The organism is Bradyrhizobium elkanii WSM2783 (assembly GCF_000472865.1).
Lineage (GTDB): Bacteria > Pseudomonadota > Alphaproteobacteria > Rhizobiales > Xanthobacteraceae > Bradyrhizobium > Bradyrhizobium elkanii_A.
The window spans coordinates 42,438-68,900 of the sequence record NZ_AXAP01000042.1 but is presented as its reverse complement, the minus strand read 5'-3'; the positions used below and the strand labels follow the sequence as shown (position 1 = coordinate 68,900).

Genomic DNA, 26,463 nt, shown 5'->3' with positions numbered 1-26,463 from the left:
CTAAAGCGCGATGAGATGAGGATGAATCATCATCGCGCTTTAGGTTATTGTTTGAGCATGATCTTTTCGGAAAACCGCTTCACACTTTTCCGGATCCTGCTCTAGCAGAGGCGCGACGCAAACCCCACCACACGCGATGAGTGTCGTGCGGGGAACTTCGGCGTGGCGGCAGCCGGGGCAGCGCTCTCCACCCCGAAGGTTCCAGCCGCAACCATAAGAGCGCGATCACGATCAGCGGCGCATAGCGGTGCCGCTTCTGGCGCAATCCTATGTCCTCGGAGGTAAGGGTCCGTTTCGGAGACAACACGGAGATCATCCATGTCTCAGGCTGAACACTTCGATATCGTCATCCTCGGCAGCGGTCAGGGTGGAAAGCAGCTCGCATGGCATCTTGGCCGTTCCGGCAAGAAAGTCGCCGTGGTCGAGCGCCGCTGGGTCGGCGGCTCCTGCCCGGCAGTCGCCTGTCTCCCGTCGAAGAATGAAATCTGGAGTGCGCGAGTCGCTCACCTCGTGCGGAACGCTGCGCATTTCGGGACACTGACTGGCGCCGTCAAGATCGACATGGGCAAGGTGCGCGCTCGCAAGCAGGGCATGGTCGAGCGCGAGATCGCCTTCCACCTGAGCGCCTACAAGGAGAGTGGCGCAGAACTCATCATGGGCAGCGGCCACTTCGTGGGTCCGAAGACCCTTCAGGTCGCGTTGAACGATGGGTGTACCCGCTTGCTCGCCGGTGACGAGGTTGTCCTCAATGTTGGTACGCACGCAGCCATTCCTGAGATCGCCGGTCTCAAGGCCGCGCGTGCGCTTACTCATATCGAAGCGCTAGAGCTCGACTACGCGCCGTCGCACTTGATCGTACTCGGGGGCGGCTATGTCGGCGTCGAGATGGCGCAGGGCTTCCGCCGGTTCGGCAGCCGAGTGACGATCATCGAGCCAGGTCGCCAGCTCATGGGACGGGAAGATGCCGATGCCGCCGAAGAGATTCAGCGCATTCTGAGCGGCGAGGGGATTGACGTGTTGCTGAACGCCCAGCTCGTCAGTGTCCATGGTGTTTCCGGCGATACAGTCTCGGTGAGCGTGCGCACCCCCAAGGGTGAAGAGAAGATCGAAGGCAGCGACTTGCTTGTGGCGGTTGGCCGCGTCGCCAACACCGCCGGCATCGGGCTCGACGAAGCCGGAATAGAACTCGATGCCCGCGGCTTCATCCGGGTCAACGAACGACTGCAAACGAGTGCGCCCGGTGTCTGGGCGATCGGCGAATGCTGCGGCAGCCCCCAGTTCACGCATGTCTCGATCGATGACTTCAGAATTGTAAGGGACAACATGGCCGGCGGCAGCCGCAGGACCGACGATCGCCTCATTCCCTATGTCGTGTTCACCGATCCGCCGCTCGCACGTGTCGGCCTCTCCGAGCAGGAAGCCAAGCGGCAGGGTATCCCTGCGCGTGTCGCGAAGCTGCCGATGAGCCATGTCCTGCGCACCGAGGCAACCGACGAGACCGATGGCTTCATGAAGGTGGTCGTCAGCGCGAATGACGACCGTGTCCTCGGCTTCTCAATGATCGGTTCCGAGGCCGGCGAGGTCATGGCCGTCATCCAGACCGCAATGCTCGCCGGCTTGCCGTACCCAAAGCTGCGTGATGCCGTCATCGCCCATCTCACCATCGCGGAAGGATTGGGGCCGCTGTTCGCAAACGTGCCGCCGCGGTCTTGATCGGACGACGCGGGCGCTCCTTGCGCCGCTATGATGCGGCGCGGTGCGCCTCGTCGTGTAGCCGCGCGAGCAGCGATCTTGCCGTGTCGTTCGACAGCAGCGTAGCGACGCTCACGCTGGGATCGGAACGCATATCGTGCGTGCCATGGCTGGTGTGGCGCATGACGCTGGACAGGCGACGCGCGATGGCATCGGCGTTGCGCAAGTCGGCGCCCGCGAATACGACGATGACCGATCCGTCTTCCTGGGCCGCGCCGAAATCCATCTGGCGCATCAGGCGGCTGATAATGCGCGCGCCGTCGAATTGCGCGCGGGGATGGTCGGGATCGAAGGCGAAGCGCGCCACACTCAACGCGCCGCCGTGCTCGGTGGCCTGATAGACGGCGGTGGCGAAATCGCGCTCAAAGGCAATGCGGGTGAGCAGGCCAGTGCGCGCATCGATCAGGCCCTCGGCGTCGATCGCGCGCAGCGTCCGGCTCAAATGCACTTCGAATGCGTGCTGGCGCACCAAGGGCAGAGCGATCGCGGCGACGTCGGCCGGCTCGCGGGCAACCAGCTCGAGATGGGGCAGTTCGTAGCTGGGGGCAAGCCCGTCCGGCGTTACCACGACCGGCAGATTGCGGAAGCGGGCGTCTTCGGCAAGCACCGTCAGGAAAGCATCGATCACACGCAGCGTGAAGCCTTCGCCGAGCACGATGCCATCGACGTCGCGGGCATTGAGATGCTTGGCGGCCGCCTCGATGCTGAGCGCGCCGACCACGCCGCAACGTTCGCCGAGCACAACGGAGAGCGCCGGGTAGGCGCCGCCGCGGCCGATCAGGAGCACGGTCGCGTCGCGGCTGGTGTCGATATCCGACAGCAGGATCGGCGAGGGCGGTACCAGGCGCCGCATCACGGTCGAATGCAGCGAGCGGATGCGCAGCACCGCGTTCAGACGCGCGACCAGGCGACTGGGATGCTTCTCGGCATGAAAGAACGGAATGGCATTGTCGGGCAACGCCGCTTCGGGATTGACGGCGATCAGCGGCAGATAGGGCTGGCGTGGCGCGATCATCGCTGCCAATTCGGCAAGTCCCGCCTCATCTCTGCTCGAGGCAGCGGCGATCACGGCGGCTGGCTGTACCTGGGTGACGGCGCGCGCGGCGTCAGTCCATGTGGTCTCGATTACCGGGAACAGCCTGCTCTCATCGAGCGCGCGCGCAAAGGCTGGCCGGCCCGTGGTCGAGGCAATCAGGATCGGGCCTTGCTGGGGCATTCGGCAACTCGGATCGGGCGGAAGCGTTGGCCGCGATGCTAGTTGCCGCCGCTTAATGCAGCGTCAACGTTAGTTCATGATCCGATTTGACGAAATCGGATCATGAACTCATCTCCTTGTTTAAGCATGATCTCCGCGCAAACGCTTCGCGTTTGTCGCGAGGGAAAACCGGTTTCCGCTTTTCCGGATCATGCTCTAACGCGGGGTTTGCTCAGATGCCGCCGGTCCGATCGCGAAAGGCTTCGACCATCAATGGATTGAGGCCGAGTTCTGTCATGGCGTTGCGGGCGCGCGCATTGTCCTGGGCGCGTCCGGCGAGGCGATGGCCGGCGAGGCGGTCGGGCAGAGCGGTGAGCAACGCGCCCTGGCCGAGTCGGCGCGACCATTCCTGCAGGTCGTTGGCGAGGAAGCGGTAGCCGCCAACCGCCATGATGCCGGACGGAGGCGCGGTGATATTGATGGCGCCCGTCGAACGGTCGAGCCGCGCTGCGTATTCAGTGTCGACGTAGTCGCGGGGTGGCGGCGCTATCAACGTGTCGTTCGGCACTTGCGGCGGTGCGTAGGCTGCGGCAGGCACCATCGGCCCACGCAGGCCAAGCGTACCCGTTGGCGTCAGCAGGATCTCGCCGGCAATGGAGGAGCCCGGAAGCTCGCGCGGCGCGCCATGCGGACCCGGTTTGATCGGCGCGGGCGAACCGTCCTCGGCGGTCCGGCGCGCGCCAAACAGGCCGGCTTCGCCGAACAGATAGACGTCCGTCAGCGTCGCGCGCTGCGCGGTCCAGGAGGCGCCGGCGGCGACCTGTTCGGGCGCCCGCCACAGCCCGATCACGTTGCGCACGCTCGGCATGTTGACGTCGAGGTCAAGTTCAGCCAGCCGCAGCGCCAGAGGCGCAGGCGCAATCAGCGTGTCGCAGGCATGGTCGTTGATCTGGGTCTGCAGCACCTCTTCATCGAAGGGGTGGTGCAGCACCAAAGTGCCGCCGGTGAGCAGCCAGACCGCAAGCGAAGAAGCCAGGCCTGCGAAGGACATCGGGGTAAAAGCTGACATGATGGTTGCGCCCTGCGGCACGTCGCTTTCCAGCGACATCGCAAGTCCGCCGGCGATCACGGCGAAATGGGCGCGCGGTACCGGACGGAAGCCATCGGCGGTCACATCGAAGGAGATCAGCGAGGCCTTGCGGCCGTCCTGGATCACCGCCCGCGCGGTCGAGGATTCCCGCAGGATAGCTTGGTCGAGCGACGCCATGCCTTCAGGCAGGTCGCTGCCGAAACCGCAGACATGGCGGATCGAGAACGCTTCCGCCGCGGCGTTCATCGCGAAGTCGGCGTAGATGACGCCATCGATCCGGCTCGTCGTCACGATTGCCCGCGCGGCGGTGCGGTTCAATGCCGCGGTCAGTTCGGCGTGCCGCCAAAGCAGCGGCATCGGCGCGACCACCAGGCCGCAGCGATGGGCCGCCAGCACCGTCAGCGCGAATTCGACCGTGTTCGGCAATTGCACGGCCAGCACGGAATTGGCCGGCAATCCCGCTTCAATGAAATGCGCCGCCAGCGCCGAGATCGCGCGGTCGGCTTGCGCATAGGTCAGCCGCTTGCGCGTCTGGCCGGTGATGCGCTGCTTGTTGAGCGGATCGACCAGCGCCAGTGCGTCCGGCTGCCGCGCCAGCACGCGCTTGAACAGGGAATCAAGAGTGGGCGAAGCGGACTGGGTCACGGGTTCAACGTCGGTTGCATCAACTTCGGTTGCATTACTTGGCCTGCGGCTACTTCGGTTGCGGCTCTGGCTTCTGCCACCAGGTCTCCGGCAGGTAGCCGGTCAGGGCAGTGCTCTCTGGTCGTTCTATCCGATTCCAGCGCGCGATCCATTGCTCCGCGATGTTAAACAGGGGAATTGCGTAGAAGCCGGACATCAGCGTGCGGTCCAGCGCCCGCACCGCCGAGACGAAGGCGGGCTGCTCCCGCGCCTCCAGCAGCGCGGCGATCAGGGCGTCGATCGCCGGATCCTTGGCGCCCATGTAATTCCGGGTGCCGGGGATATCGGCGGCCTGGCTGCCCCAATAGAACGACTGCTCGTTGCCGGGCGACAGCGATTGATCCCAGCGGTTCTGGAGCATGTCGAACTCGTAGCCGAGCCGGCGCTGGTCGAACTGGACCGGATCGACCGCCCGCACGCGCGCCTCGATGCCGGCACGCTTGAGGTCGCGCTGGTAGGCGAGCGCGATCCGCTCCTGGTCGCGGGTCGTCACCAGGATCTCGAATGCAAACGGCGCCTTGGTCGCGCGGTTGCGCAGCACAGTGCCCTCGAGCTCGTAGCCGGCCTCCGACAGCAGTGCGAGTGCGCCGCGCAGCGCGGTGCGATCGCGGCCTGAGCCGTCACTGACCGGCAGGTGATAACTGCCGTCGAGAATGTCGGGCGCAATATGCGCGTTCGCCTGCTGCAGCAATTCTCGTTCGCGCTCGTCGGCAGGGCGGCCATAGGCGGACAGTTCCGAGCCGGCGAAGAAGCTGCCGCTGCGGGCATAGAGGCCGAAGAAGTAGTTGCGGTTGATCCATTCGAAATCGAACAGGAGCGTCAGCGCCTTGCGCACGCGGACGTCTGCAAATAGCGGACGGCGGGTGTTGAACACCAGGTATTCGGAAGGTTGCGGCATTCCGGTCTTGATGGTGTCGCGGATTACCTCGCCGTTGCGGGCCGCGGGGAAATCATAGCCGTCGTGCCAGCGCAGTGGCTCGGCCTCGACGCGGAAATCGTAGAGCCCGCGCTTGAAGGCTTCGAACTGGCCGTTGGCCTCGCGGTAGAAATCGAGCCTGATCTCGTCGAAATTGTAGAGGCCGCGATTGATCGGAAGGTCGCGGCCCCAATAATCCGGATTGCGCACCAGCGTGACGCTCGCGCCCGGCTTCACCGCGCCGACGCGATAGGGGCCGGAGCCGATCGGTCCCGTCAGTGTTGTGTCCTCGAAGGTCGCCGGATCGACCGCGTGTTTCGGCAACACCGGCATCAAGCCGAGAATCAGCGGCAGTTCGCGGTCGTTGGCGCCTGTGAGATCGAAGCGCACCGTGAGCGGATCGGGGGAATCGGCTTTCGCGACCTTCGCGTAATATTGCCGGTGGTTGGGACGGCCGTGATCGCGCAGGAGCTCCCAGGAGAACAGCACGTCTTCGGCCGTGACGGGCTTGCCGTCGGAGAAGCGGGCGCGGGAATCGAGATGGAAGGTAACGTAGCTTCTCGCATCGTCGGTCTCGACGGTCTTGGCGAGCAGGCCGTAGAGCGTGAACGGCTCGTTGTTGCCGCGCGCCAGCAGGCTCTCGACGACGAAGCCCCTGATCTGCTGCACCGCGAGACCACGAACGATCAGCGGGTTGAGGCTGTCGAACGTCCCGAGAATGCCCCAGGTCAGCCGGCCGCCCTTGCGCGCGTCGGGATTGGCGTAGGGCATATGGGTGAAATCGGCCGGCAATGCCGGCGCGCCGTGCATCGCGATCGCATAACTTTCCGCCGCCTGCGCCGGGCTGGTCCCGACCAGCGCGAGCACGATGGCAAAACCCAGCGCGGCGAGGGCGCCACGCCCAGATGCAACCCAAGAAACGCGCGGAGCAACGCGTCGGTCTGATTCGCGAAATCTCACGGAACGAGCTTTACCACAGGACCCTGCAACTCGCCGTGACGTTGGGGCAAACCTGCTTGCCGGCATTGATCTTTTCGTCTGCCGCTGTATTGAAGGCGTGCAATTGAACAAGGCGGCAACGCCTGTCACGTATCCGCCTCAATTGACTAGGAGACAGCCGCCCCAAACGGCTAGGTGTCGGTGCCTGCAGCGGTTTCGGGCGCCGCCGTTGAGAAAGGGTTTTCCGCAATGAATTTCCGTATCTTGGCCGCGTCGGCCCGGCCGCGTGGGCGAATTTTCGCCGCCTTGGCAGCGACGGCCCTGTCCGCGGCCGTGCTTGTTCCCGAGGCCGGAGCTCAGCAGCCGGCGGCTCCCGCCGCGCCAGCGGCACCGAAGGCTGCTCCCAAGGCGGCGCCGAAGGCTGCCCCCAAGGCGCCCGCGCCGGCGGCCCAAGGTCAGCCGCCCGCCCAGGGCGCTCCGACCGCGCAAGCCCAGCCGCAGCAGCCGCCACCCCAGGATCAGCAGGTTCAGCTCATCTACGCGCCCTGGACCAAGTTCTGCCTCAAGGGCCAGGATGCCAACGCCAAGCAGGTCTGCTTCACGGGCAAGGACGGCCGTATCGAGTCCGGCCAGCCGGTGATCGCCGCCGTGATCATCGAGCCGGAGGGTGAGCCGAAGAAGATCCTGCGCGTCACGCTCCCGCTCGGCATGCAGCTCGTGCACGGCACCCGCATCATCGTCGACAACAACCCGCCGCAGCAGGCGCCCTATGTGATCTGCTTCGCCAATGGCTGCATGTCGGACTATGAGGCAACCCCCGAGCTGCTCAACAGCCTGAAGAAGGGCCAGAACCTGGTGGTGCAGGCGATCAACGCCAACGGCGCGCCGCTGACGCTGCCGCTGCCGCTCGTCAACGAATTCGCCAAAGCCTATGACGGTCCGCCGACCGACCCGAAGGTGTTCGAGGAAAACCAGAAGAAGCTGCAGGAAGAGCTGCAGAAGCGAGCGGAAGAGGCCCGCAAGAAGCTTGAGGCCAATCCGCCGGCGACGGGCGTCTCCAGCCCGCCCCCCGCGAAGTAACGGCGGGAAGCTTCCCGATACGTCAAAGGCGCTCCGGCAGGAGCGCCTTTTTTGCTACGGGAACGATCTGATCCGCGCCGCTGCGATGCAGCATCCGTGTCGCGTGCGAGCTAATTCAGCGAAGGATTGCGCGGACGGTAGCCGCCGGACTTGTCTTGGATGAATATCTCGGCAACTTGGGAGTGCCGGACCGGTTCGCCGGAATTGTCGGGCAGCAAGTTCTGCTCGGAGACGTAGGCGACGTATTCGGTCTCGGCGTTTTCGGCGAGCAGGTGATAGAAGGGCTGATCCTTGTGCGGCCGCACCTCTTCCGGGATCGACAGCCACCACTCCTCGGTGTTGTTGAACTCCGGATCGATGTCGAAGATCACCCCCCGGAAGGAAAACACCCGGTGGCGGACGATCTGCCCAATCTGGAACTTAGCGGTACGCGCTTTTATCATAGCTCGTCGATAGACCATGATGACGGCGGATGCTAGGGGCAAGCGCGCGAATTAACCTTTCGCCTCCTGCCGGATTTTCCGGCATTTCCTTTGGAAAATCCCCAAAAAGACGCCTTCCGTGGTCGATATCCTCAATCTTGCGCTGCCTTACTTCGGGCTGATCTTCATCGGTTTCGCCTGCGGCAAGGCCAAGGGTCTGCCCGAGTCGGGGCTTGCCTGGATGAATTTCTTCCTACTCTACGTCTCGCTGCCGGCGCTTCTATTCGGCATCATGTCGAAGACGCCGTTCTCGGAACTCAACAATCCGCCGTTCCTGGTGGCGACCACGCTCGGAACGATGATCGCCTTCTTCCTGGCGATGCTGGTCGCCAAGCTCCTGGGGCGGCTGTCGCTGCGCGAGGCGACGCTCGCGGGGCTCTCCGGCGCCTATGGCAACATCGGCTACATGGGTCCGGGTCTGGCGCTCGCGGTGTTGGGGCCGAAGGCTGCTGCGCCGACCGCGCTGATCTTCTGCTGTGACAGCATCTTCCTGTTCTCGATCGTGCCGCTCTTGATCGAACTGACGGACCGCGAGCATCCCTCGCTGTTGCACGCGCTGGGGGTGACGGCGCGCCAGATCGTGCTGAACCCGCTGATCATGGCGGCGTGCTTCGGCGCACTTGCCGCGGCCCTGCACCTGCGTTTTTCGGTTGCGCTGGATAGTACGCTCTTGTTCCTGCAGAACGCGGCGGCGCCGGTGGCGCTGTTCGTGCTCGGCGTCACCGTCGCGCTGCGGCCGCTCGATCGGATTCCGTGGGACGTGCCGGGCGTGATCACCGTCAAGCTTCTGGTCCATCCGCTGCTCGCGTTCGGCTTGATGCTGGCGTTCGGTCCCTTCGCTCAGCCTTGGGCTGCGACCGCGGTGCTGATGGCCTCATTGCCGCCGGCGCTCAACGTGTTCGTGATCGCGCGGCAGAACGACACCTGGGTCAAACCGGCGTCCGTCGCCGTGCTGGTCGGCACCTTTGCCTCCGTCGTGACGCTGACCAGCGTAATGTGGGTGCTGCAGACGGGAAGGCTAAGCTTTCCCTAAAGAGCTTCAGCTCACGCGCCGCCAAGACGGCGCGAGTCCCTCGCGCATGGCGAGCCGCCGCAGCGGGCCGATCGATCCGATCAGGTGCAGGCCAGTGGCGCGGATCGACTGCATCGGGAGGAAATCGCTGAGCAGCGAACGGTTGGCGAGATCGATGACGAAGGTCCGGCTCATGACATCGCCGCGCCGTGCCGCCTGGTAGCGCGCCAATACCTGCGGCGAGCCGGGGTCCTCGCCATGCGCGAGCGCTTCGCCGGTGAGCCTGGCGATATCGGCTGCGTCCCGCAGCCCGAGGTTGAGGCCCTGCGCGCCGATCGGCGGCACCACATGGGCGGACTCGCCGACCAGCGCGACCCGGTTCCTGGCAAACTGCCTGGGCTGTTCGATCGCCAGAGGAAACAGATTGCGCCCCGGCTCGACCTCGACGCGGCCGAAAATCGAATGCGATTGCTTCTCGGCGGCGTCAGACAGTTCCGCATCGGAGAGCGCCTTCAGCCGCTCGGCTTCCGCGGCCGAGGAAACCCAGACCACGCTGCAGCGGTTGCCGGGCAGGGGCACGAACACGACGGGGCCGTGCTGTGTGTGGAATTCGGTCGAGATGTTCTTGTGCGGGCGCGAGTGGGCGATGTTGAAGGTGAGGGCCGACTGCTTCAAGTCGCGGCGGCTGATTTCGATGCCGGCCGCCTCGCGCGACTGCGACTGCCGGCCGTCGGCTCCGACCACCAGCCGCGCCGCCAGCGGCTCGCGGCGGCCGGTCCGGATCGTGACCATGGTGTCTTCCGGATTGATGATCTCGGCTTCGTCGTCGATGCGGGTCAGACCAGGCAGTTCGGCCGCACGCTGTTCGAGCGCCGCGACCAACGAGCGGTTGTCGATATTGAAGCCGAACTGCTCAAGATCGATCTCGTCGGACGAGAACCTCACTTCCGGGGCGCGGATCAGCCGCCCGGTGTCATCGACCAGCCGCATCACCTTCAGCGCCGCGGCCTTCTCGGCCAGACGCCGCCAGACATCCAGCCGCTCGAGCAGCTCGACGGAGGAGCCGAGCAGCGCCGTGGTGCGGTTGTCGGCGTAGGGCGCGCGGCGGGCGAGCAGGGCGGTCTTCGCCCCGGCATCCGCAAGCGCGATGGCGGCGGTCAGCCCAGCAGGGCCACCGCCGACGACCACGGCGTCATAGACATGCGGTGCATCACTCATATCGGAACATTTGACGGGATTGGCGGCATTTTCAAGCCATCAAATTCGCTAAAATCTTTCCACCGATTTGCGCGGCGGAACGCCGCAAGCGCGGATATGCAAACACAGGCGATTCCTGATAGCACTGCCCGGCGATGGAAATCGACCAGACCAGCCAGCCAGCTACGTTTCCGGCATCGCTGCGGATGCGGATGGCGGCGTTCTCCGTGCATATCTTCACGGCGATGGGGGCGGGCGTCGCGCTGCTCGCGCTGATGGAGGCCGTGCGCGAGCACTGGGCCAATATGTTCGGCTGGCTCGGGGTGGCGCTGGTCATCGATGCGATCGACGGTCCGATTGCGCGCAAGCTCGACGTGGTGCGGCTGCAGCCGAACTGGTCCGGCGAGGTGCTCGACCTCGTCGTCGATTTCGTCACCTATGTCTTTGTTCCCGCCTATGCGATCACGGCTAGTCATTTGCTGCTGCCGCTGGCGGCGCCGATCCTCGGCATCGGTATCGTGATCTCGAGCGCGCTGTACTTCGCGGATCGCAGGATGAAGTCCGCCGACAATCATTTCCGCGGCTTTCCGGGCCTTTGGAACGCAGTGGCATTCTACCTGTTCCTGCTGCATCTGCCGCCGGCGTGGTCGAGCCTTGCCGTGGCGATTATGATCGCGCTCACCTTCGCGCCATTCCACGTGCTGCATCCCCTGCGTGTCACGCGGCTGCGCTGGCTGACACTGTGGCTGATGGCCGCCGGAGCGGTGCTGGCGCTGTACACGCTCGCCCGTGACTTTGACGTCGGCACGCCGATCATCGTGGCACTCTGCGTGATCGCGGCCTATGTCGCCGGCAGCGACGCCGTCATCCGGTTGATGAGGTCACTCAGAGCATGATCGAACTTTTGGCCAGCCCGGAAGCGTGGGCGGCGCTACTCACGTTGACTGCGCTGGAGATCGTGCTTGGCATCGACAACGTGATTTTCCTGTCGGTGCTGGTCTCCCGCATCCCGCCGCACCAGGCAAAGCGCGCGCGTCAGATCGGATTGTTCCTGGCGCTCGTGTTCCGCATCCTGCTGCTCAGCCTCCTGGTGTGGCTGATCGGGTTGACGGAGCCGGTGATCACGGTGAGGGGGCTCGCGCTGTCCTGGCGCGACATCATCCTGATCGGCGGCGGGCTGTTCCTCATCGCAAAGGCGACGCATGAGATCCACGGCGAGGTGGAAGCGCGGGAAGGTGACGAAGAGGCGGCGTCCGGCCGCAGCGCGTTCTTCTGGGTGATCGTCCAGATCATCATTATCGACATGGTGTTCTCGCTGGACTCGATCATCACCGCGATCGGCATGGCGCAGGATCTGGAGGTCATGATCGCGGCCGTCGTGATCGCCTGTATCGTCATGTACGTCTCGTCGGGGCCAGTGGCGCGTTTTGTCGCAGAGCATCCGACCACCAAGATGCTGGCGCTGGCGTTCCTGCTGTTGATCGGCGTGGCACTGGTCGCCGACGGTTTCCACTTCCACATCCCGCGCGGCTACATCTATTTTGCGATGGCATTCGCAGCCGCGGTGGAGACGTTCAACGTGCTGGCGAGGCGTAACCGCAAGAAGGCGGTCAAGTAGCCGATCCAGCCCGTGAGTTGACAACAAGGCGCCGATGGCATTCGGTTCCGTGGCTACGGGATAAGTTGAGGAGAGCCGATATGACCAAGGCCGTGCGCGTGCACAAGGTGGGAGGCCCGGAAGTCCTCACTTACGAGGATGTCGAGGTGCCGGCACCTGCGGCGGGCGAGGTGCGGATTCGCCAGCACGCGATCGGGCTCAACTTCATCGATACCTATTTCCGCACTGGCCTCTATAAGGCGCCCGGTCTTCCCTTCATCGCCGGCAACGAGGCGGCAGGCGAAGTGGTGGCGGTCGGACCCGGCGTGACCAATTTCCATCCCGGCGACCGTGTCGCCTATTATTTCAACCTCGGCGGCTATGCCACCGAGCGCGTCATCCCCGCCGACAAGGTGGTGAAGCTGCCCGACCATATCACCTATGAGCAGGGCGCCGTGCTGATGCTGAAGGGGTTGACGGTCTGGTATCTCCTGCACAAGACCTTCAAGGTGGAGCCGCATCACCGCGTGCTGATCCATGCGGCGGCCGGCGGCATCGGATTGCTCGCCTGCCAATGGGCGCGCGCGATGGGCGCCCACGTCATCGGCACCGTCGGCTCAAAGGAGAAGGCCGATCTCGCGCTCGCCAACGGCTGCGATCACGTCATCCTCTACAATGAGGAGGATTTTGTCGCGCGGGTGAAGCAGATCAGCCGGGGCGAGCTCTGCGACGTCGTCTATGATGGCGTCGGCAAGACCACCTTCCCGGGTTCACTGTCGTGCCTGAGGCCGCGGGGCCTGTTCGTGAGCTTCGGCAACGCGTCCGGCCCGGTGCCGCCATTTGCGCTCGCCGAACTGAACAATCACGGCTCGCTGTTTGCGACCCGGCCGAAGCTCAACGACTACGTCGCCACGCGGAAGGAATTGCTCGAAGGCGCCGACACGCTGTTTGCCGCCGTGATCAACGGCAAGCTGCACGTGCCGATCAACCATGCTTACGCGCTGAAGGATGCCGCGCGAGCGCATATCGATCTGGAGAGCCGCGCGACCACGGGGGCGTCGATCCTGCGGCCGTAGTTCGGCGATTGCCCCGACCTCGTCATGCCCGGGCTTGTCCCGGGCATCCACGTTCTTGTGGCGCGTGAGGAGAGGCGTGTGGATGGCNGGGACAAGCCCGGTGATGACGGTGCGGAGATGGAATCGCCTAGCGTCACGCCACCCGCCGCGCAGCTCCCACTTGCGTGAGGATCGCGTCCAGACCCTCGATCATCTCCCCGATCTCGGTCCGAGACACGTTGAGCGCGGGCATGAAGCGCAGTGCGTCGGGTTGCGGCGCGTTGATCAAGAGGCCTTTCGAGAACGCTTGCGCCACGATCGCTGCGCCGATCGGCAATTTCAGATCGAGCGCAAGCAACAGTCCGCGTCCGCGCACTTCGCCGAGGCCGTGCCGGGCCGAGAGGCGCTGCAATTCGCTTTCAAGGAACAGGCCGGCGTCGGCGGCGGACTTCAGGAATTCCGGCTTGCCGACCTGCTCGAGCACGGCAAGCCCCGCCGCGCACATCAGCGGATTGCCGTTAAAGGTGCCGCCCTGGTCGCCATGCTCGAAGCAGGCCGCATGCTCGGTCGCGAGCAGGGCGGCCAGCGGCACGCCGCCGCCGATGCCCTTGCCGAGCGTCATGATGTCAGGTGCAATCCCGGCATGCTCGTAATGGAAGAGCTTTCCGGTGCGGCCCATGCCGGTCTGGATCTCGTCGACGATCAGGAGCAGGCCCTGTTCGCCGGTCAGCGCGCGCAGCTGTTTCAGGAATTGATCGGTCGCGGGCCAGACGCCGGCCTCGCCCTGGATCGGCTCCAGCATCACGGCAACCGTATTCGATGAAATCAGCTCCTTCACCGAGGCAATGTCGTTGAGCCACGCTTTGCGGAAGCCAGGCACCTTCGGCTCGAAGAGTGGTTCGAATGCCTTCTTGCCGGAGGCCGACATGGTCGCCAGCGTGCGGCCGTGAAAGCCGCCCTCGAAGGTGATGATCTCGAAGGCGCCGTTCTTGTATTTCGTCCCATATTTGCGCGCGAGCTTGATCGCGCCTTCATTGGCTTCCGCGCCGGAATTGGCGAAGAACACCTCGTCGAAGCAGCTGTTCTCGACAAGCGCATTGGCAAGCTTGAGGCTGGGTTCATTGTAGAAGGCCGGGCTCGGGGTCAACAGACACTTGGCCTGTGCGGCCAGTGCTTCCGCGACCGCAGGCGGCGAATGGCCGAGGCAGTTGACGGCCCAGCCCTGCATGAAATCGAGATAGCGGCGGCCAGAATCGTCCCAGAGATAGGAGCCTTCGCCGCGGACAAACACGGTGTTCGGGCGCGCGGTGATGTCCATCAGCGCGTCGAACGGAGGCAGGGCGTTGGGCATGTCAGGCTCCTTGATTGGCTGTGATGAAAGGGCAGGCGGCAACGCAAGAAGGCCGCACTTTTGAGGGTGCGGCCTTCTCGAAAACCTTAGGCTGAACTAGCTAGTCAGCGCTGGCGTCGGACATGGCGCAACCCATCATCGTCGCGGGTGCGACGACGGAAAGTGGCGCGGCGGATGGTCCGGTTCAGCTTCATGGCGATGGGCCATACAGCCCAAGGGCAGGGAATGTCAAGTCGCGCGCCGCGCCTCTTCGGTCTCCTCCTCGCCCCAATCGGCATCGACAATCGATGTGTCGATCAGCTCGCCGCGGAGCAGGGCAAGCGGCGATTTGTAGTACAGCGCGATGTTGTGGAACGGATCGGTCAGGACCTTCCAGACCCAGATCAGCCCGGTCGGCACGTCCTTGATGACGAAGAGCTGAATCATGCGAGCGAGCCCGCCGGCGATGCCGATCGCGAGCCACACGGTACCGACGTGGCGGATGAAATCGAGCCTGGTGACCGGCGGTGAGAACAGGCCGAACAACGTCGGAAAGGCAAACAGCGCGACCGGCGCGAGGCCCCAGACGACCAGCAGGACGATCTTGCGGCTCTGGTTGTAGCCGACCTTGATCGCTTCCTTGTATTCGTTGGTGACCTTGTTCACGGCGTCATAGCCGTTGGGCTCGAAGAAGAAATGCCCGGTCTGCCGCGTCAACATCGCGAGCCAGCCGACCAAGCCGGCCATCGCCGGATCGGTGAACAGCAGCCCATAGCAGACCAGGAATATGAGAGCGCTGATCAGGTGCAGCGTCTGATTGATGCGGCTCTGGTGGTAGTAGCGGTAATCGTCCCAACGTTGCGTTCGCAGTGTGTCCGAGATGCGGCTCATCATTCACCCCTTAAGATTTGAAGGTGCGCGAGCCATAGGCCGAGTCCGTGAATGGAGCGTGACATCTTGAAGTTGTTATAATTATAGATGGGTATCTAAGATTGGGCACGCGCGAAAGCGGCTTCGCAGGCTGCGAATTTATCGGGCGACGCCAATTCCTTGCCGCCGAGGTGGCAGCATGACTCTCTGAATTTTGAATATCGTTTCGCGGACGCCCAACGAGCATTGCGCTGGATCAAAACGCCCGAGGTGGCCGCAACTATTGATGTAGAAGCCGCTCAGAATCCGACGACGCTGCCGTGCAGGTCGTATTCGTCCGAGCGCTCGATCTTCGCTGTGACGATCTCGCCGACCTTTAGCGGGCGGCGGCTCGAGAGATAGACCGCGCCGTCGATCTCCGGCGCATCGGCCTTCGAGCGGCCTCGCGCGACGGTGGGGCCGACCTCGTCGACGATGACCTGCTGGCGCGTGCCGACCTTGCGCTTCAGCCGACGCGCGGAGATCTTCTGCTGGCGCGCCATCAGCGCGTTGTAGCGCTCCTGCTTGACCTCATCCGGCACGGCGCCGGAGAGTGCGTTGGAGGTCGCACCTGCAACCGGTTCGTATTTGAAGCAGCCGACGCGGTCGATCTCGGCTTCGTCAAGCCAGTCGAGCAGATAAGCGAAATCTGAATCGGTCTCACCGGGAAAGCCGACGATGAAGGTCGAGCGCAGCGCAAGCTCCGGGCACTGCTCGCGCCATTGCTTGATCCGTGCCAGCGTCTTGTCCTGCGCGGCGGGGCGCTTCATGGCTTTCAGGACATCCGGGCTCGCATGCTGGAACGGGATGTCGAGATAGGGCAGCACCTTGCCCTCGGTCATCAGGCCGATGACCTCGTCGACATGCGGGTAGGGATAGACATATTGCAGCCGCACCCAGGCGCCGAGTTCGCCGAGCTCTTTTGCAAGGTCGAAGAATTTGGCACGCACGGCGCGATCCTGCCATGGGCTCTCGGCATATTTCAGGTCGACGCCATAGGCCGAGGTATCCTGCGAGATGACAAGCAGTTCCTTAACTCCGGCTTTCACCAGCCGCTCGGCCTCGTGCAGCACATCGTTGGCAGGCCGCGACACCAGGTCGCCGCGCAGCTTCGGAATGATGCAGAAGGTGCAGCGATTGTTGCAGCCCTCGGAAATCTTCAGGTACGCATAATGGCGCGGCGTCAGCTTGACGCCCTGCGGCGGCACCAGGTCGAGATGCGGGTTGTGCGCGGGCGGCAGCGCCCGGTGCACGGCATCGAGCACGCTCTCATATTGCTGTGGACCCGTGATCGACAGCACGCCGGGATAGGCGCTCTCGATCTGCTCGGGTTCCGCCCCCATGCAGCCGGTCACGATCACCTTGCCGTTCTCGGCCATGGCCTCGCCGATCGCCGAGAGCGATTCCTGCTTGGCGCTGTCGAGGAAGCCGCAGGTATTGACGATCACGATATCGGCGCCGTCATGCTTGCGCGCGAGCTCATAGCCCTCGGCCCGCAGCCGCGTGATGATGCGCTCGGAATCCACAAGCGCCTTGGGGCAGCCCAGACTCGTAAAAGATATGCGTGGCGCTGGTTTCATGAGAGCCCCGAAACTTTACATTCGTTGTCCCAGGGACGTCCAAGCGAAACGAACGACATTTTTGGCGCGGCCGCCTGCTGCATATCTAGATCTGCCTGATTGATGGGCAGGAGCTAGTCCCAATTGTCCATAATTACAAGGCTTTGAGCTGGCTTCCGTCGTGCTATGGATAGTTTTTAGAGAACACGAGTGAGCGATGGCCGCCGAGTCGTCTCCGAAAATCGTCATCGTCGATGAAAGTCCGATCCGCGCCGCGATCCTGGAGGAGGGCCTGCGCGAGGCCGGTTATACCAGCGTCGTGCATATCAGCGAAATGCACAGCCTGCTGGCGCGAATCTACGCCGTCGACCCCGATATCATCGTGATCGACCTCGAAAACCCCAGCCGCGACGTGCTGGAACAGATGTTCCAGGTCAGCCGAGCCGTGCGGCGGCCGATCGCCATGTTCGTCGACCAGAGCGACGCCGCCTCGATCCAGGCCTCCGTCGAGGCCGGCGTGTCGGCCTATATCGTCGACGGGTTCAACAAGCAGCGTATCAAGCCGATCCTCGACCTCTGCGTGTCCCGCTTCAACGCGTTCGCGCGACTGCAGGACGAATTGGATCGCACCAAGCACGCGCTGGAGGAGCGCAAGGTGATCGACCGCGCCAAGGGCATCCTGATGAAATTGAAGGGCCTCACCGAAGATGAAGCCTATGTGCTGCTGCGTTCCACGGCGATGCGCGAGAAAAAGAAGATCGGCGAGATCGCGCAGTCGATCCTGACCGCGTCGGAGTTGCTCAAATGACCACACCGCTTCGCATCGGTTTCATTCCGCTGGTCGACGCCGCCGCCCTGATCGTCGCCGCCGACAAGGGCTTTGCGGCCGCCGAAGGGCTCGACATCACCCTGGTGCGGGAGGTGTCGTGGTCGAACGTTCGCGACAAGCTCAATATCGGCCTGTTCGATGCCGCGCATCTGCTGGCGCCGGTCGCGATCGCCTCAAGCCTCGGCCTTGGCCACGTCAAGGTGCCGATCGTGGCGCCCTTCAATCTCGGCCTCAACGGCAACGCGATCACGGTCTCGCCGTCGCTGCATGCTGCGATCATGGAGGAGATCGCCGGCGACCGTTTCGACCCGATGGTAACAGCGCTTGCGCTTTCGCGCGTGGTCGCCAAGCGGCGCACGCGCGGGGCGGAGCCGCTGACGTTCGGCATGACGTTCCCGTTCTCGACCCACAATTATCAACTGCGGTTCTGGATGGCGGCGGGCGGCGTCGACCCGGACGAGGACGTGCGGCTCGTGGTGCTGCCGCCGCCTTACATGGTCGACAGCCTCGCCAATGGCCATGTCGATGCGTTCTGCGTCGGCGCGCCCTGGAACTCGGTCGCAGTCGATCTCGGCATCGGCCACATCCTGCATTTCGTTTCCGATATCCTGGTCGCCGCGGTCGAGAAAGTGCTGGCGATCAGGCAGAACTGGGCGGAGAAGAATCCTGACGTCGTCACAGCGCTGGTGCGGGCGCATCTGCGCGCCGCTGAATTCATCGAGCAGCCGGAAAACCGTGCCGAGGCGGCTGCGATCCTGGCGCAGCCGGAGCGGATCGGCGTCGACGCCGAGGTGATCCAGCGCACCCTCGACGGCCGGCTCAAGATCTCGCCCGACGGCGTCAAGCGCGAAAGCAGTCGCTACCTGTTGGTCGGCCGGCACGGCGCGGCGCGGCCCGACCCGGTGCAGGCCGCGTGGCTCTATGCGCAGATGGTGCGGTGGGGGCAGACGGCCATGAAGCCGGACGCCCTGAAGATGGCCATGGACGTGTTCCGGCCCGACCTCTATGACGCGGCTGTGGGACGTCGCCCGGCAGCGACCGATGCGCCGCAGCCGATCGGCGCTTTCGCTGGGCCGCCCTTCGATCCCAACGACATCCGAGGGCATTTGGCCGCGTTCAAGATCGGCTGCTGGAAGCCGTAACGCCCATGCTGCGATCGTAGGCAGTGGCCACAGGTCGGCTAAATTTTGAGCGGGCTGCTCGAAAATTCGCAACGCCGCTCGTCGCCGGGCTCGCCGGCCATTCGGCTAATCCACTGAAATAGCGTGATATTTTCTCCGGCAACGTCTGGCACGCAACTTGAATGTTGCAGTGCGGCCAGCCTGTCGCAGATGCCTGCTGGCTCACGTCCAAGATGGATTTCCGCAGCAACGAGGCTGATCGGACCGTTCCCAGGAATCGAGCAAGGCCGTCGTAAGGCCACGCCGGTTCCGAGCGGTCGCTTTCACCTCGTTGACGCCACTCGCCGTGGCCGCAGGAGCTTCGTCGCAGACCATGAAAATCGAGCCGCTCTCAGTCGACTTCTCCGACGAGCAGAAACGCTACCTCGAAGGCTTTGCCACCGGCCTGCAGATCAGCCGGGTCGGCCGCGGGCTTGGCGGGGGCGCCCCCCAAACCAGCGCCGAGCCGACCGGCCCGGATGCCGCGCATATCAAGGCGCAGGACAAGGTCATCGCCTCAGGCAAGAAGCTCGTCGACCAGGAAAAATTCAAACGCGACGAGCATCCTTTCGATGCCTATCCGCGCCTGAAGCAACAGGCGCTCGACAACGCGCCGCCGTCGCCTGCCGATAATTTCCGCTGGCGCTATTTCGGCCTGTTCTACGTCGCGCCGGCGCAGGATTCCTACATGTGCCGCCTGCGCATTCCGAACGGCATCCTGAAGCACTGGCAGTTCGCAGGCTTGGCCGATCTCGCCGAAGAACTCTGCGGCCCGTACTCCCACGTCACCACGCGCGCGAATTTGCAGGTGCGCGAAATCCCGCCGAAGCACGCGGTGAAACTGATCGAAGGCATACAGGACCTCGGCCTGTGCTCGCGCGGCTCCGGCGCGGACAATATCCGCAACGTCACCGGCACGCCAACCGCCGGCATCGATCCGCAGGAGCTGTTGGACACGCGCGCTTACGCGCGCGAGTGGCACTACCACATCCTCAACGAGCGCTCGCTCTACGGCCTGCCGCGCAAGTTCAACGTCGCCTTCGATGGCGGCGGCCGGATCGCGGTGCTGGAAGAGACCAACGACATCGCCTTCACGGCGGTGGAGGTGAAGGACGGGTTTGGCGTGGAGCGAGGGGTCTGGTTCCGGCTCGGCCTCGGCGGCATTACCGGGCACAAGGATTTTGCAAAATACTCCGACATCATCGTCAAGCCGGACGAGGCGACGAAGGTGGCGGACGCGATCGTCCGCGTCTTCATCGATCTCGGCGACCGCACCAACCGCAACAAGGCGCGGCTGAAATATGTCCTGGATGGGATCGGTCACGACCAGTTCCTGAAGCTGGTCGAGGAGCGGCTGAAGCAACCCTTCACCCGCGTGCCGGCTGAGGCGCTGGCGCCGCGGCCTTTGACGGACCGCATGGCGCATATCGGTGTGCACAAGCAGAAGCAGGAGGGATTGAACTGGATCGGCGTATCGCTGCCGCTCGGCAAGGTCACCTGCGACCAGATGCGTGGGCTGGCCAAGATCGCGCGCGATCTTGGCGACGGCGAGATCCGCCTGACCGTCTGGCAGAACCTTTTGATATCAGGCGTGCGCGACCAGGAGCTTGAACTCGCGATCGCCGCGATCAAGACGATCGGGCTTGCGGTCGAGGCCTCGCACATCCGCGCCGGGCTGATTGCCTGTACCGGCAATGCCGGCTGCCGCTTTGCCGCCTCGAATACCAAGCGCCACGCCGCCGAGATCGGCGACTGGTGCGAGCCGCGTGTTGCCATGGACAAGCCGGTCAACATTCACGTCACCGGCTGCCATCATTCCTGCGCGCAGCACTACATCAGCGATATCGGCCTGATCGCGGCGAAAGTGGATGTCGGCGAGGATGCCGATCCGGTCGAGGGCTATCATCTCTTCACCGGCGGCGGCTTCGGCCCCGATGCCGATGTCGGGCAGGAGATCTATCACGACCTCAAGGCCGAAGACGCGCCGAAGACGATCGAGAAGCTGCTGAAGGCCTATCTCGCGCATCGTTCATCTGCTGACGAACCCTTCCTTTCCTTCGCGCGCCGCCATGATGGCGAGACGCTGCGCAAGCTCGCCGAGGCATCCGCATGAACCAGATCACGCCTCCACCGAAACTCGACATCATCCCCGCCAGCGCGCCGTTCTCTGAAGCGCAGCGCTCCTGGCTCAACGGCTTCTTTGCCGGACTTTTGTCGCCGGACGTCGCAACGCCATTGTCTGCAGAGCAAGGCGCGGCCGTCATGCAAGGCGCAATCGGCGACGGCGATGACGGCGAAGCGGCGTGGCATGATCAGACCATGCCGATCGCCGAGCGCATGAAGCTCGCCGAGGGACGCCCGCTGCGGCGGCGCATGATGGCGGCGATGGCGCAGCAGGATTGCGGGCAGTGCGGATATAACTGCCACGACTATTCGGAAGCAATCGCCGGCAAGAGCGAAGCGCGGCTCAACCTCTGCGTCCCCGGCGGCAAGGACACCGCGCGGATGCTGAAGGCTCTCTATGAAGAGCTCGACAAGGCGCCTGCTGCACCGTCCGAAGCAGCGGCTGCCGCCGCAACGCCTGCCGGCGAGCCCGGACGCTCGCGGGACAATCCGGTGCCCGCAAAATTCGTCTCGCGGCGACTGCTCAACAAGCCCGGCTCCGAGAAGGAGACCTGGCATATCGAGTTCGATCTCTCCGGCTCTGGGCTCGACTATGTCGTGGGCGATTCTTTCGGCATTTTCGCCAGGAACGATCTCGGCCTCGTCGACCAGATCATCGCTCTGCTCGGCGCCTCGCATGTCACCGAAGTCCGCGGCAAGACATTGCGCGACGTGCTGCTCAATGACGTCTCGCTGTCGCCGGCGCCGGACTCCCTGTTCGAACTGATCACCTATCTGACCGGTGGCGCGCAGCGCGAGAAGGCGCGGGCGCTCGCGCAAGGCGAGGACCCCGACGGGGACGCTGCGACGCTCGACGTGATGGCGGTGTTGCAGAAATTCCCGAAGGTGCGGCCACATCCGGAAGCTTTCGTCGAGGCGTTGGAGCCGCTGCAGCCGCGGCTCTATTCGATCTCCTCGTCGCATAACGCGACACCCGGGAAATTGTCGCTGACGGTCGACTGCGTGCGTTACCTCGTCAACAAGCGCAAGCGGCTCGGCCTGGCCTCGACCTTCCTGGCCGAACGCATCAATCCCGGCGACGAGTTGAAGGTCTATGTGCAGAAGGCGCACGGATTCGCCCTGCCGCAGGATCCGAAGACGCCGATCATCATGATCGGGCCGGGCACCGGCATCGCGCCGTTCCGCGCCTTCCTGCTCGACCGCCGCGCCACCGGAGCGCAAGGGAAGAACTGGCTGTTCTTCGGCCATCAGCGCAGCGACTGCGATTTCTTCTATGCCGACGAGCTCAACGCGATGAAGACGGCGGGCCTGCTCACGCGACTGTCGCTCGCCTGGTCGCGGGATGGCGAGAAGAAGTTTTACGTGCAGGACCGCATGCGCGAGGTCGGCCGAGAGCTGTGGAGCTGGCTTGCGGAAGGCGCGCATGTCTATGTCTGCGGCGACGCCAAGCGCATGGCCAAGGATGTCGAACGCGCGCTGGTCGATATCGTCGCCCAGTTCGGCGCCCGCTCGGTGGACGAAGCGATCGCCTTCGTTGCCGACCTCAAGAAGAAGAGCAGGTTCCAGCTCGACGTTTACTGAGCGGTAAATCCGAGCTCAAATTCGAACGAATAATATTCTTCTCCGCCCACAACGCGGAGAAGTTTTCCCTTCGAAGGAAGCGGCCGGAAGCGGCGGCATCGCTATTTTTCGGCCCGTCTTGCGTTCGAGCGCGAACGCTATTCCATATGCAGCAAATGTTGCATTGGAGATCGACGATGCGCGAACTATCGGCGGAAGCCCGCCTGCATCTTTACGCGCGCAGCCTGTCGCGGAAATCGGGGACGGGGTTTCACACGGTTGCGCTCTACAGCGCTTTCGCCGTGATCGCAGCGATCGTGTTCGGCACGCTGTCCGTCCATCCGTTCTAAGAACATTGTTTGGCTCGATCGTCTCCGGCCGTCATTGCGAGGAGCGATAGCGACGAAGCAATCGATGTCTCCGCAAGTGGTGAGATGGATTGCTTGCGCTCGCAATGACGCAGACGGGCACGCCGGCACTTCAGCGGATTGTCACTTAGCCGTCTTGAACGGCGCGACTGCTATCCCGGCATCCTTTAAGGCCTGCCGTACGCCGCGCGCGATTTCGACCGCCCCGGGCGTGTCGCCGTGGATGCAGACGGTATCGGTGCGCATCTTGATCACCTTGCCTGACACCGACACCACCGCGCCGTCCTGAACCATCCGCACCACGCGATCGGCGATCGTTTTGGGATCGTGTAGCACGGCACCCGGTTTCTTGCGCGAGACCAGATTGCCGTCGTCCTCATAGGCGCGATCGGCGAACACTTCATGCGCCATGCGGAGGTCGGCTTCCTCGCCGGCGCGCACCAGTTTCGAGTTGGCGAGCACGACGAAGATCAGGCTTGGATCGACCGCCTTGATCGCGCTCGCGATCGCCTTCGCCGTCATGTCGTCCTCGCAGGCGACGTTGGAGAGCGCGCCATGTGCCTTCACATGGGTCACCTTGTGGCCGGCCGCGGTCGCGATCGCCTGCAGCGCGCCGATCTGGTAGGCGACGAGGTTCTCTATCTCTGATGACTTGAGACCGGGAACCGGACGGCGGCCGAAGCCGTGCAGGTCGCGGTAGCCGGGATGCGCGCCGATGCTCACCCCGCGCGCCTTCGCCAGATCCACGGTGCGGCGCATGATGTCGGCGTCGCCGGCATGGTAGCCGCATGCGATGTTGACGGAGGTCGCAAGCTCGATCATCGCGGCGTCGTTACCCATCTCCCATGGGCCGAAGCTTTCGCCGAGATCGCAGTTGAGGTCGATGGTAGCAGTCATGGTGCTGGTCCCGCTTTGCGTCGGTTGGCTTTTGGTTAGCTAGTCGCTGATTCCGCGACCTGCCATGTCGCGGCATCGACGGCGTTGACGGCGTGGCCCGCGACGTTGGCCGCGCTCAGTGCTTCGAGGTTGAGATCAAGGCCTTCGAGCGGGCGCAGCCGATCCGGCAGGGTAGCGAGCAATTCGGCGAATTTTCGAGCTTCGGCCTGCGCCTCGGCCATAGTGACTGTCTTGAAGCGGAACGCGTGTCCGGCGGAAATCTGGGCAAAGCGGCCGAAATCCGCGGAGATGACGGTGGCGATCTTGGGATAGCCGCCGCTGGTGCCGCGATCCGGCATCAGCACGATCGGCTGGCCATTTCCGGGCACCTGGATGCTGCCGTTCACGGTGCCATCGGAGACGATGTTGTGCCCGTGCAGATGCTTGATCACCGGACCTTCGAGCCGGTAGCCCATGCGGTCGCTGGTTGCGGAAATCTTCCATTCGCCGTCGAGGAACAGCTTTTTGTTGTCCTCGGAGAATTCGTCGTCCTGCGGACCGAACAGGATGCGGATCGGTGCGTCCGGCCGTTCGGGCAACGCGATCCGCCGCTCGGCCGCACCGCTGGCACGTTGCACCTGGAGCTCGTCGCCGCTCTGGAGCGGGCGCGGATAGGGGCTGCCGAGGCCTGCGCGCGCGTTCACGGCGAGGCTGCCGAACATCGGCTCTCCCGTAATTCCGCCCTCGATTGCGAGGTAGCTGAACGCGCCGCGCTTGGCAAAACCGAGCGTCAGCGTCTCGCCTTCGGCGAGGGTCGCCGAGGTATCGAACGCCACGGCTCGTCCCGCGACGTCGGCGCTGCGCGAGGCGCCCGCAAGCGCAATACGTACCGCGCCGCAACGTGCGGTGAAGCTCGCACCGAACGGTCCGATCTCCACTGCAGCTGCGAACGGCTCATTGCCGACCAGCGTGTTCGCGGCGGCGAGGGCGAGGCGATCCATTGCACCGCTCGGCGTCAGCCCATAGCGCTGCGAGCCGGGACGGCCGCCATCCTGCACGGAGCTCGCCGGACCGATCGAGGAGACGATGAGCTTGCTCATGCGGCGACCAATTCGGCGACGAACTCGCCGGCTTCCGCGGCGCGATCCTGCTCGACGTAAGTCTTGGCGTCGACCGCCGTGAAGCTGACAGTGTCGCCCGGCTCGAGCAGGAAGATCGGATCGCGGTGAAGCTGATAGGTGCGGACGGCGGTGCGGCCGAGCAGGTGCCAGCCGCTGGGTCCGGCGATGCACTGGATTCCGGTCTGCACGCCGCCGATTGAAATCGTGCCAGCCGGCGTCAGCACACGCGGATTCTGGCGACGCGGCATGTGCAGGAACTTGTCCAGGCCGCTGAGATAGGACCAGCCGGGAGTGAAGCCGATCATGGCGACGCGGTAGTCGCCGCCGACATGGCGCCTGACGATCTCGTCAGGCGTGGTGTCGAGGGTATTGGCGACGTCCTCGAGGTCGATGCCATGTTCGCCGCCATAGGCCACCGGGATGCGCCAACGCCGGGTTCTTGCGGCGGCCGGATCGGGGCGCCGTGCCAGCGTGAGCAGTTGTTCCCCGAGCGCTTCGAAGTCGATCTGCACGGGATCATAGTGCACGAGCAGCGAACGATAGGTCGGAACGGTTTCGGTCACGCCGGCGATCGGCGCCGCGGCAAGTGTACGGTCGAGCGCCAGCACCCGCCGATTGGCGGCGTCATCGATGTTGCGGCTGAATTCCACCGTGATGGCGCTGTCGCCACTCGGGAGAAGACGGGGTGGGGCTTCGCGCGCGGCCATGGCATCATTGCTCATCGAGCATCAAGCTAGCGTGTTTTGCTGCGCAGTGGAATTCGGCTAGCGAAAAATCACCAAGCAACTTCAATAAATTAAACCGAGGGCTGGCGATAAGATAGCGTAATCGATGATCGCATTCTCGCCCTTGACGCGAAGGCCGCGGCTCGCAAGATGCGCGCGCCAATTCATTCCCACCGGAGCCGATCTTTCAAGATGTCCCTCACTGCAGAAGCGATCGCGACGCTGTCGCACGTGTCCACCGCCACCATCACCACGGTCCTGCTCAAGAAGGGGCTGCGTAACGTCTGGATGCGCGGCACCAAGCCGCTCAAGCCGGGCCAGAAGCGGCTGGTCGGGTCGGCCTTCACGCTGCGCTTCGTGCCGGCGCGCGAGGATCTGGCGACGCCGGAATCCTGGTCGTCACCGATCTCGACCCGCACGGCGATCGAGGCAATGCCGGAAGGCTGCATCGCCGTGGTCGACGCGATGGGCGTCAGCGACGCCGGAATCTTCGGCGACATTCTCTGCGCGCGGATGGTGAAACGTGGCGTCACCGCGCTGATCACCGACGGCGTGGTGCGCGACCTCGAAGGCGTGCTCGGCACGGGACTGCCGGTGTGGTGCAACGGTTTTGCCGCGCCGCCATCCGTCGCCGGACTGACCTTCGTCGGCTGGGGCGAGCCAATCGGCTGCGGCGGCGTGGCGGTGTTCCCGAACGATGTCGTGGTCGCCGACCAGGATGGCGCGGTGCTGATCCCGCAGGCCTTCCTCGACCAGGTGCTGGCCGAGGGACCGGAGCAGGAACGGATGGAAGCCTGGATCGTCAATGAGGTGAACAATGGCGTGCAACTGCCGGGCCTCTATCCGATGAATGCCGAAACCAAGGCGCGCTACGCCGCGAGCAAGAAATAACTTCAGAGAAGC

At 64.2% G+C, this 26,463-nt stretch carries 23 protein-coding genes; 12 read left to right on the top strand and 11 right to left on the bottom strand.

Annotation, left to right across the window (positions count from 1 at the left end; genetic code table 11):
- The first annotated feature begins 318 nt into the window (after nucleotides 1–318).
- A complete protein-coding gene (locus YY7_RS0130125; RefSeq protein ID WP_028166477.1) occupies nucleotides 319–1,713 on the top strand; it encodes a mercuric reductase in 1,395 nt (464 codons plus the stop codon).
- Between the two features lie 28 nt (nucleotides 1,714–1,741).
- Here the strand turns inward: YY7_RS0130125 and YY7_RS0130120 are convergent, their stop codons facing one another.
- The 3 genes from YY7_RS0130120 to YY7_RS53230 all read right to left on the bottom strand — a co-directional run bounded on the left by YY7_RS0130120 (nucleotide 1,742) and on the right by YY7_RS53230 (nucleotide 6,447).
- Nucleotides 1,742–2,968, bottom strand: a complete 1,227-nt coding sequence (locus YY7_RS0130120; RefSeq protein WP_028166476.1) for a hypothetical protein — start codon at nucleotides 2,966–2,968, stop codon at nucleotides 1,742–1,744.
- A gap of 211 nt (nucleotides 2,969–3,179) precedes the next feature.
- Nucleotides 3,180–4,682: a class I adenylate-forming enzyme family protein gene (locus YY7_RS0130115; protein ID WP_028166475.1), complete on the bottom strand. Its 1,503-nt coding sequence runs from the start codon at nucleotides 4,680–4,682 to the stop codon at nucleotides 3,180–3,182.
- A 49-nt stretch (nucleotides 4,683–4,731) separates the two neighbouring features.
- Nucleotides 4,732–6,447 carry an extracellular solute-binding protein gene (locus YY7_RS53230; protein WP_196237354.1) on the bottom strand — a complete coding sequence of 572 codons (1,716 nt, stop codon included), beginning with the start codon at nucleotides 6,445–6,447 and terminating at the stop codon, nucleotides 4,732–4,734.
- A gap of 378 nt (nucleotides 6,448–6,825) precedes the next feature.
- Between YY7_RS53230 and YY7_RS0130105 the strand changes: the two genes are divergently transcribed.
- Nucleotides 6,826–7,656 carry an invasion associated locus B family protein gene (locus tag YY7_RS0130105; RefSeq protein WP_028166474.1) on the top strand — a complete coding sequence of 277 codons (831 nt, stop codon included), beginning with the start codon at nucleotides 6,826–6,828 and terminating at the stop codon, nucleotides 7,654–7,656.
- A gap of 110 nt (nucleotides 7,657–7,766) precedes the next feature.
- On the opposite strand, the gene hspQ is transcribed toward YY7_RS0130105, so the two are convergent.
- The gene (gene hspQ, locus YY7_RS0130100; protein WP_028166473.1) at nucleotides 7,767–8,099 is read right to left on the bottom strand and encodes a heat shock protein HspQ; all 333 of its coding nucleotides are present in this window, start codon (nucleotides 8,097–8,099) and stop codon (nucleotides 7,767–7,769) included.
- Nucleotides 8,100–8,217: 118 nt separating this feature from the next.
- On the opposite strand from hspQ, the gene YY7_RS0130095 reads away from it, so the two are divergent.
- Nucleotides 8,218–9,171, top strand: a complete 954-nt coding sequence (locus YY7_RS0130095) for an AEC family transporter (RefSeq protein ID WP_028166472.1) — start codon at nucleotides 8,218–8,220, stop codon at nucleotides 9,169–9,171.
- Between the two features lie 6 nt (nucleotides 9,172–9,177).
- On the opposite strand, the gene YY7_RS0130090 is transcribed toward YY7_RS0130095, so the two are convergent.
- Nucleotides 9,178–10,368: a UbiH/UbiF family hydroxylase gene (locus YY7_RS0130090; protein ID WP_028166471.1), complete on the bottom strand. Its 1,191-nt coding sequence runs from the start codon at nucleotides 10,366–10,368 to the stop codon at nucleotides 9,178–9,180.
- Between the two features lie 134 nt (nucleotides 10,369–10,502).
- On the opposite strand from YY7_RS0130090, the gene pcsA reads away from it, so the two are divergent.
- From pcsA to YY7_RS0130075, 3 genes are all read left to right on the top strand, one after another.
- Nucleotides 10,503–11,243 carry a phosphatidylcholine synthase gene (gene pcsA, locus YY7_RS0130085; protein ID WP_051397005.1) on the top strand — a complete coding sequence of 247 codons (741 nt, stop codon included), beginning with the start codon at nucleotides 10,503–10,505 and terminating at the stop codon, nucleotides 11,241–11,243.
- Nucleotides 11,240–11,965, top strand: coding sequence for a TerC family protein (locus YY7_RS0130080; protein ID WP_028166469.1), 726 nt, complete (start codon nucleotides 11,240–11,242; stop codon nucleotides 11,963–11,965). Before pcsA ends, YY7_RS0130080 begins: the two co-directional genes overlap by 4 nt.
- An 80-nt stretch (nucleotides 11,966–12,045) precedes the next feature.
- Nucleotides 12,046–13,020, top strand: coding sequence for a quinone oxidoreductase family protein (locus YY7_RS0130075; protein ID WP_028166468.1), 975 nt, complete (start codon nucleotides 12,046–12,048; stop codon nucleotides 13,018–13,020).
- 133 nt (nucleotides 13,021–13,153) lie between these two features.
- Here YY7_RS0130075 and YY7_RS0130070 read toward each other — a convergent pair whose 3' ends face one another.
- The 3 genes from YY7_RS0130070 to rimO all read right to left on the bottom strand — a co-directional run bounded on the left by YY7_RS0130070 (nucleotide 13,154) and on the right by rimO (nucleotide 16,818).
- Nucleotides 13,154–14,350 carry an acetylornithine transaminase gene (locus YY7_RS0130070; protein WP_028166467.1) on the bottom strand — a complete coding sequence of 399 codons (1,197 nt, stop codon included), beginning with the start codon at nucleotides 14,348–14,350 and terminating at the stop codon, nucleotides 13,154–13,156.
- A gap of 228 nt (nucleotides 14,351–14,578) precedes the next feature.
- Nucleotides 14,579–15,220: a membrane protein gene (locus YY7_RS0130065; protein WP_028166466.1), complete on the bottom strand. Its 642-nt coding sequence runs from the start codon at nucleotides 15,218–15,220 to the stop codon at nucleotides 14,579–14,581.
- A gap of 278 nt (nucleotides 15,221–15,498) precedes the next feature.
- The gene (rimO, locus tag YY7_RS0130060; protein ID WP_028166465.1) at nucleotides 15,499–16,818 is read right to left on the bottom strand and encodes a 30S ribosomal protein S12 methylthiotransferase RimO; all 1,320 of its coding nucleotides are present in this window, start codon (nucleotides 16,816–16,818) and stop codon (nucleotides 15,499–15,501) included.
- 196 nt (nucleotides 16,819–17,014) lie between these two features.
- Here rimO and YY7_RS0130055 point away from each other — a divergent pair, with 196 nt between their 5' ends.
- From YY7_RS0130055 to YY7_RS60755, 5 genes are all read left to right on the top strand, one after another.
- Complete coding sequence (locus YY7_RS0130055; RefSeq protein WP_027578578.1) at nucleotides 17,015–17,605, top strand: ANTAR domain-containing response regulator; 591 nt, start codon at nucleotides 17,015–17,017, stop codon at nucleotides 17,603–17,605.
- Complete coding sequence (locus YY7_RS0130050) at nucleotides 17,602–18,768, top strand: CmpA/NrtA family ABC transporter substrate-binding protein (protein WP_028166464.1); 1,167 nt, start codon at nucleotides 17,602–17,604, stop codon at nucleotides 18,766–18,768. Before YY7_RS0130055 ends, YY7_RS0130050 begins: the two co-directional genes overlap by 4 nt.
- A gap of 352 nt (nucleotides 18,769–19,120) precedes the next feature.
- Nucleotides 19,121–20,899, top strand: coding sequence for a NirA family protein (locus tag YY7_RS0130045; RefSeq protein WP_028166463.1), 1,779 nt, complete (start codon nucleotides 19,121–19,123; stop codon nucleotides 20,897–20,899).
- Nucleotides 20,896–22,491, top strand: coding sequence for a sulfite reductase subunit alpha (locus YY7_RS0130040; protein ID WP_028166462.1), 1,596 nt, complete (start codon nucleotides 20,896–20,898; stop codon nucleotides 22,489–22,491). The genes YY7_RS0130045 and YY7_RS0130040 overlap by 4 nt, the downstream gene beginning before the upstream one ends.
- A 176-nt stretch (nucleotides 22,492–22,667) precedes the next feature.
- Nucleotides 22,668–22,820 (top strand): hypothetical protein, encoded by a 153-nt coding sequence (locus YY7_RS60755; RefSeq protein WP_165435523.1) that lies wholly within the window; start codon nucleotides 22,668–22,670, stop codon nucleotides 22,818–22,820.
- A 141-nt stretch (nucleotides 22,821–22,961) separates the two neighbouring features.
- Here YY7_RS60755 and YY7_RS0130030 read toward each other — a convergent pair whose 3' ends face one another.
- From YY7_RS0130030 to pxpB, 3 genes are read right to left on the bottom strand one after another with little or no spacing between them, the layout of a single operon-like run.
- On the bottom strand, nucleotides 22,962–23,735 hold the full coding sequence (locus tag YY7_RS0130030) for a LamB/YcsF family protein (protein ID WP_028166461.1): 774 nt from the start codon (nucleotides 23,733–23,735) through the stop codon (nucleotides 22,962–22,964).
- Between the two features lie 35 nt (nucleotides 23,736–23,770).
- Entirely contained in the window at nucleotides 23,771–24,814 is a 1,044-nt protein-coding gene (locus YY7_RS0130025) for a biotin-dependent carboxyltransferase family protein (protein ID WP_028166460.1), read from the bottom strand.
- Nucleotides 24,811–25,542, bottom strand: coding sequence for a 5-oxoprolinase subunit PxpB (gene pxpB, locus YY7_RS0130020; protein ID WP_028166459.1), 732 nt, complete (start codon nucleotides 25,540–25,542; stop codon nucleotides 24,811–24,813). Before pxpB ends, YY7_RS0130025 begins: the two co-directional genes overlap by 4 nt.
- Nucleotides 25,543–25,752: 210 nt before the next feature.
- Between pxpB and YY7_RS0130010 the strand changes: the two genes are divergently transcribed.
- Nucleotides 25,753–26,451: a ribonuclease activity regulator RraA gene (locus tag YY7_RS0130010; protein WP_028166458.1), complete on the top strand. Its 699-nt coding sequence runs from the start codon at nucleotides 25,753–25,755 to the stop codon at nucleotides 26,449–26,451.
- Nucleotides 26,452–26,463: the final 12 nt, after the last annotated feature.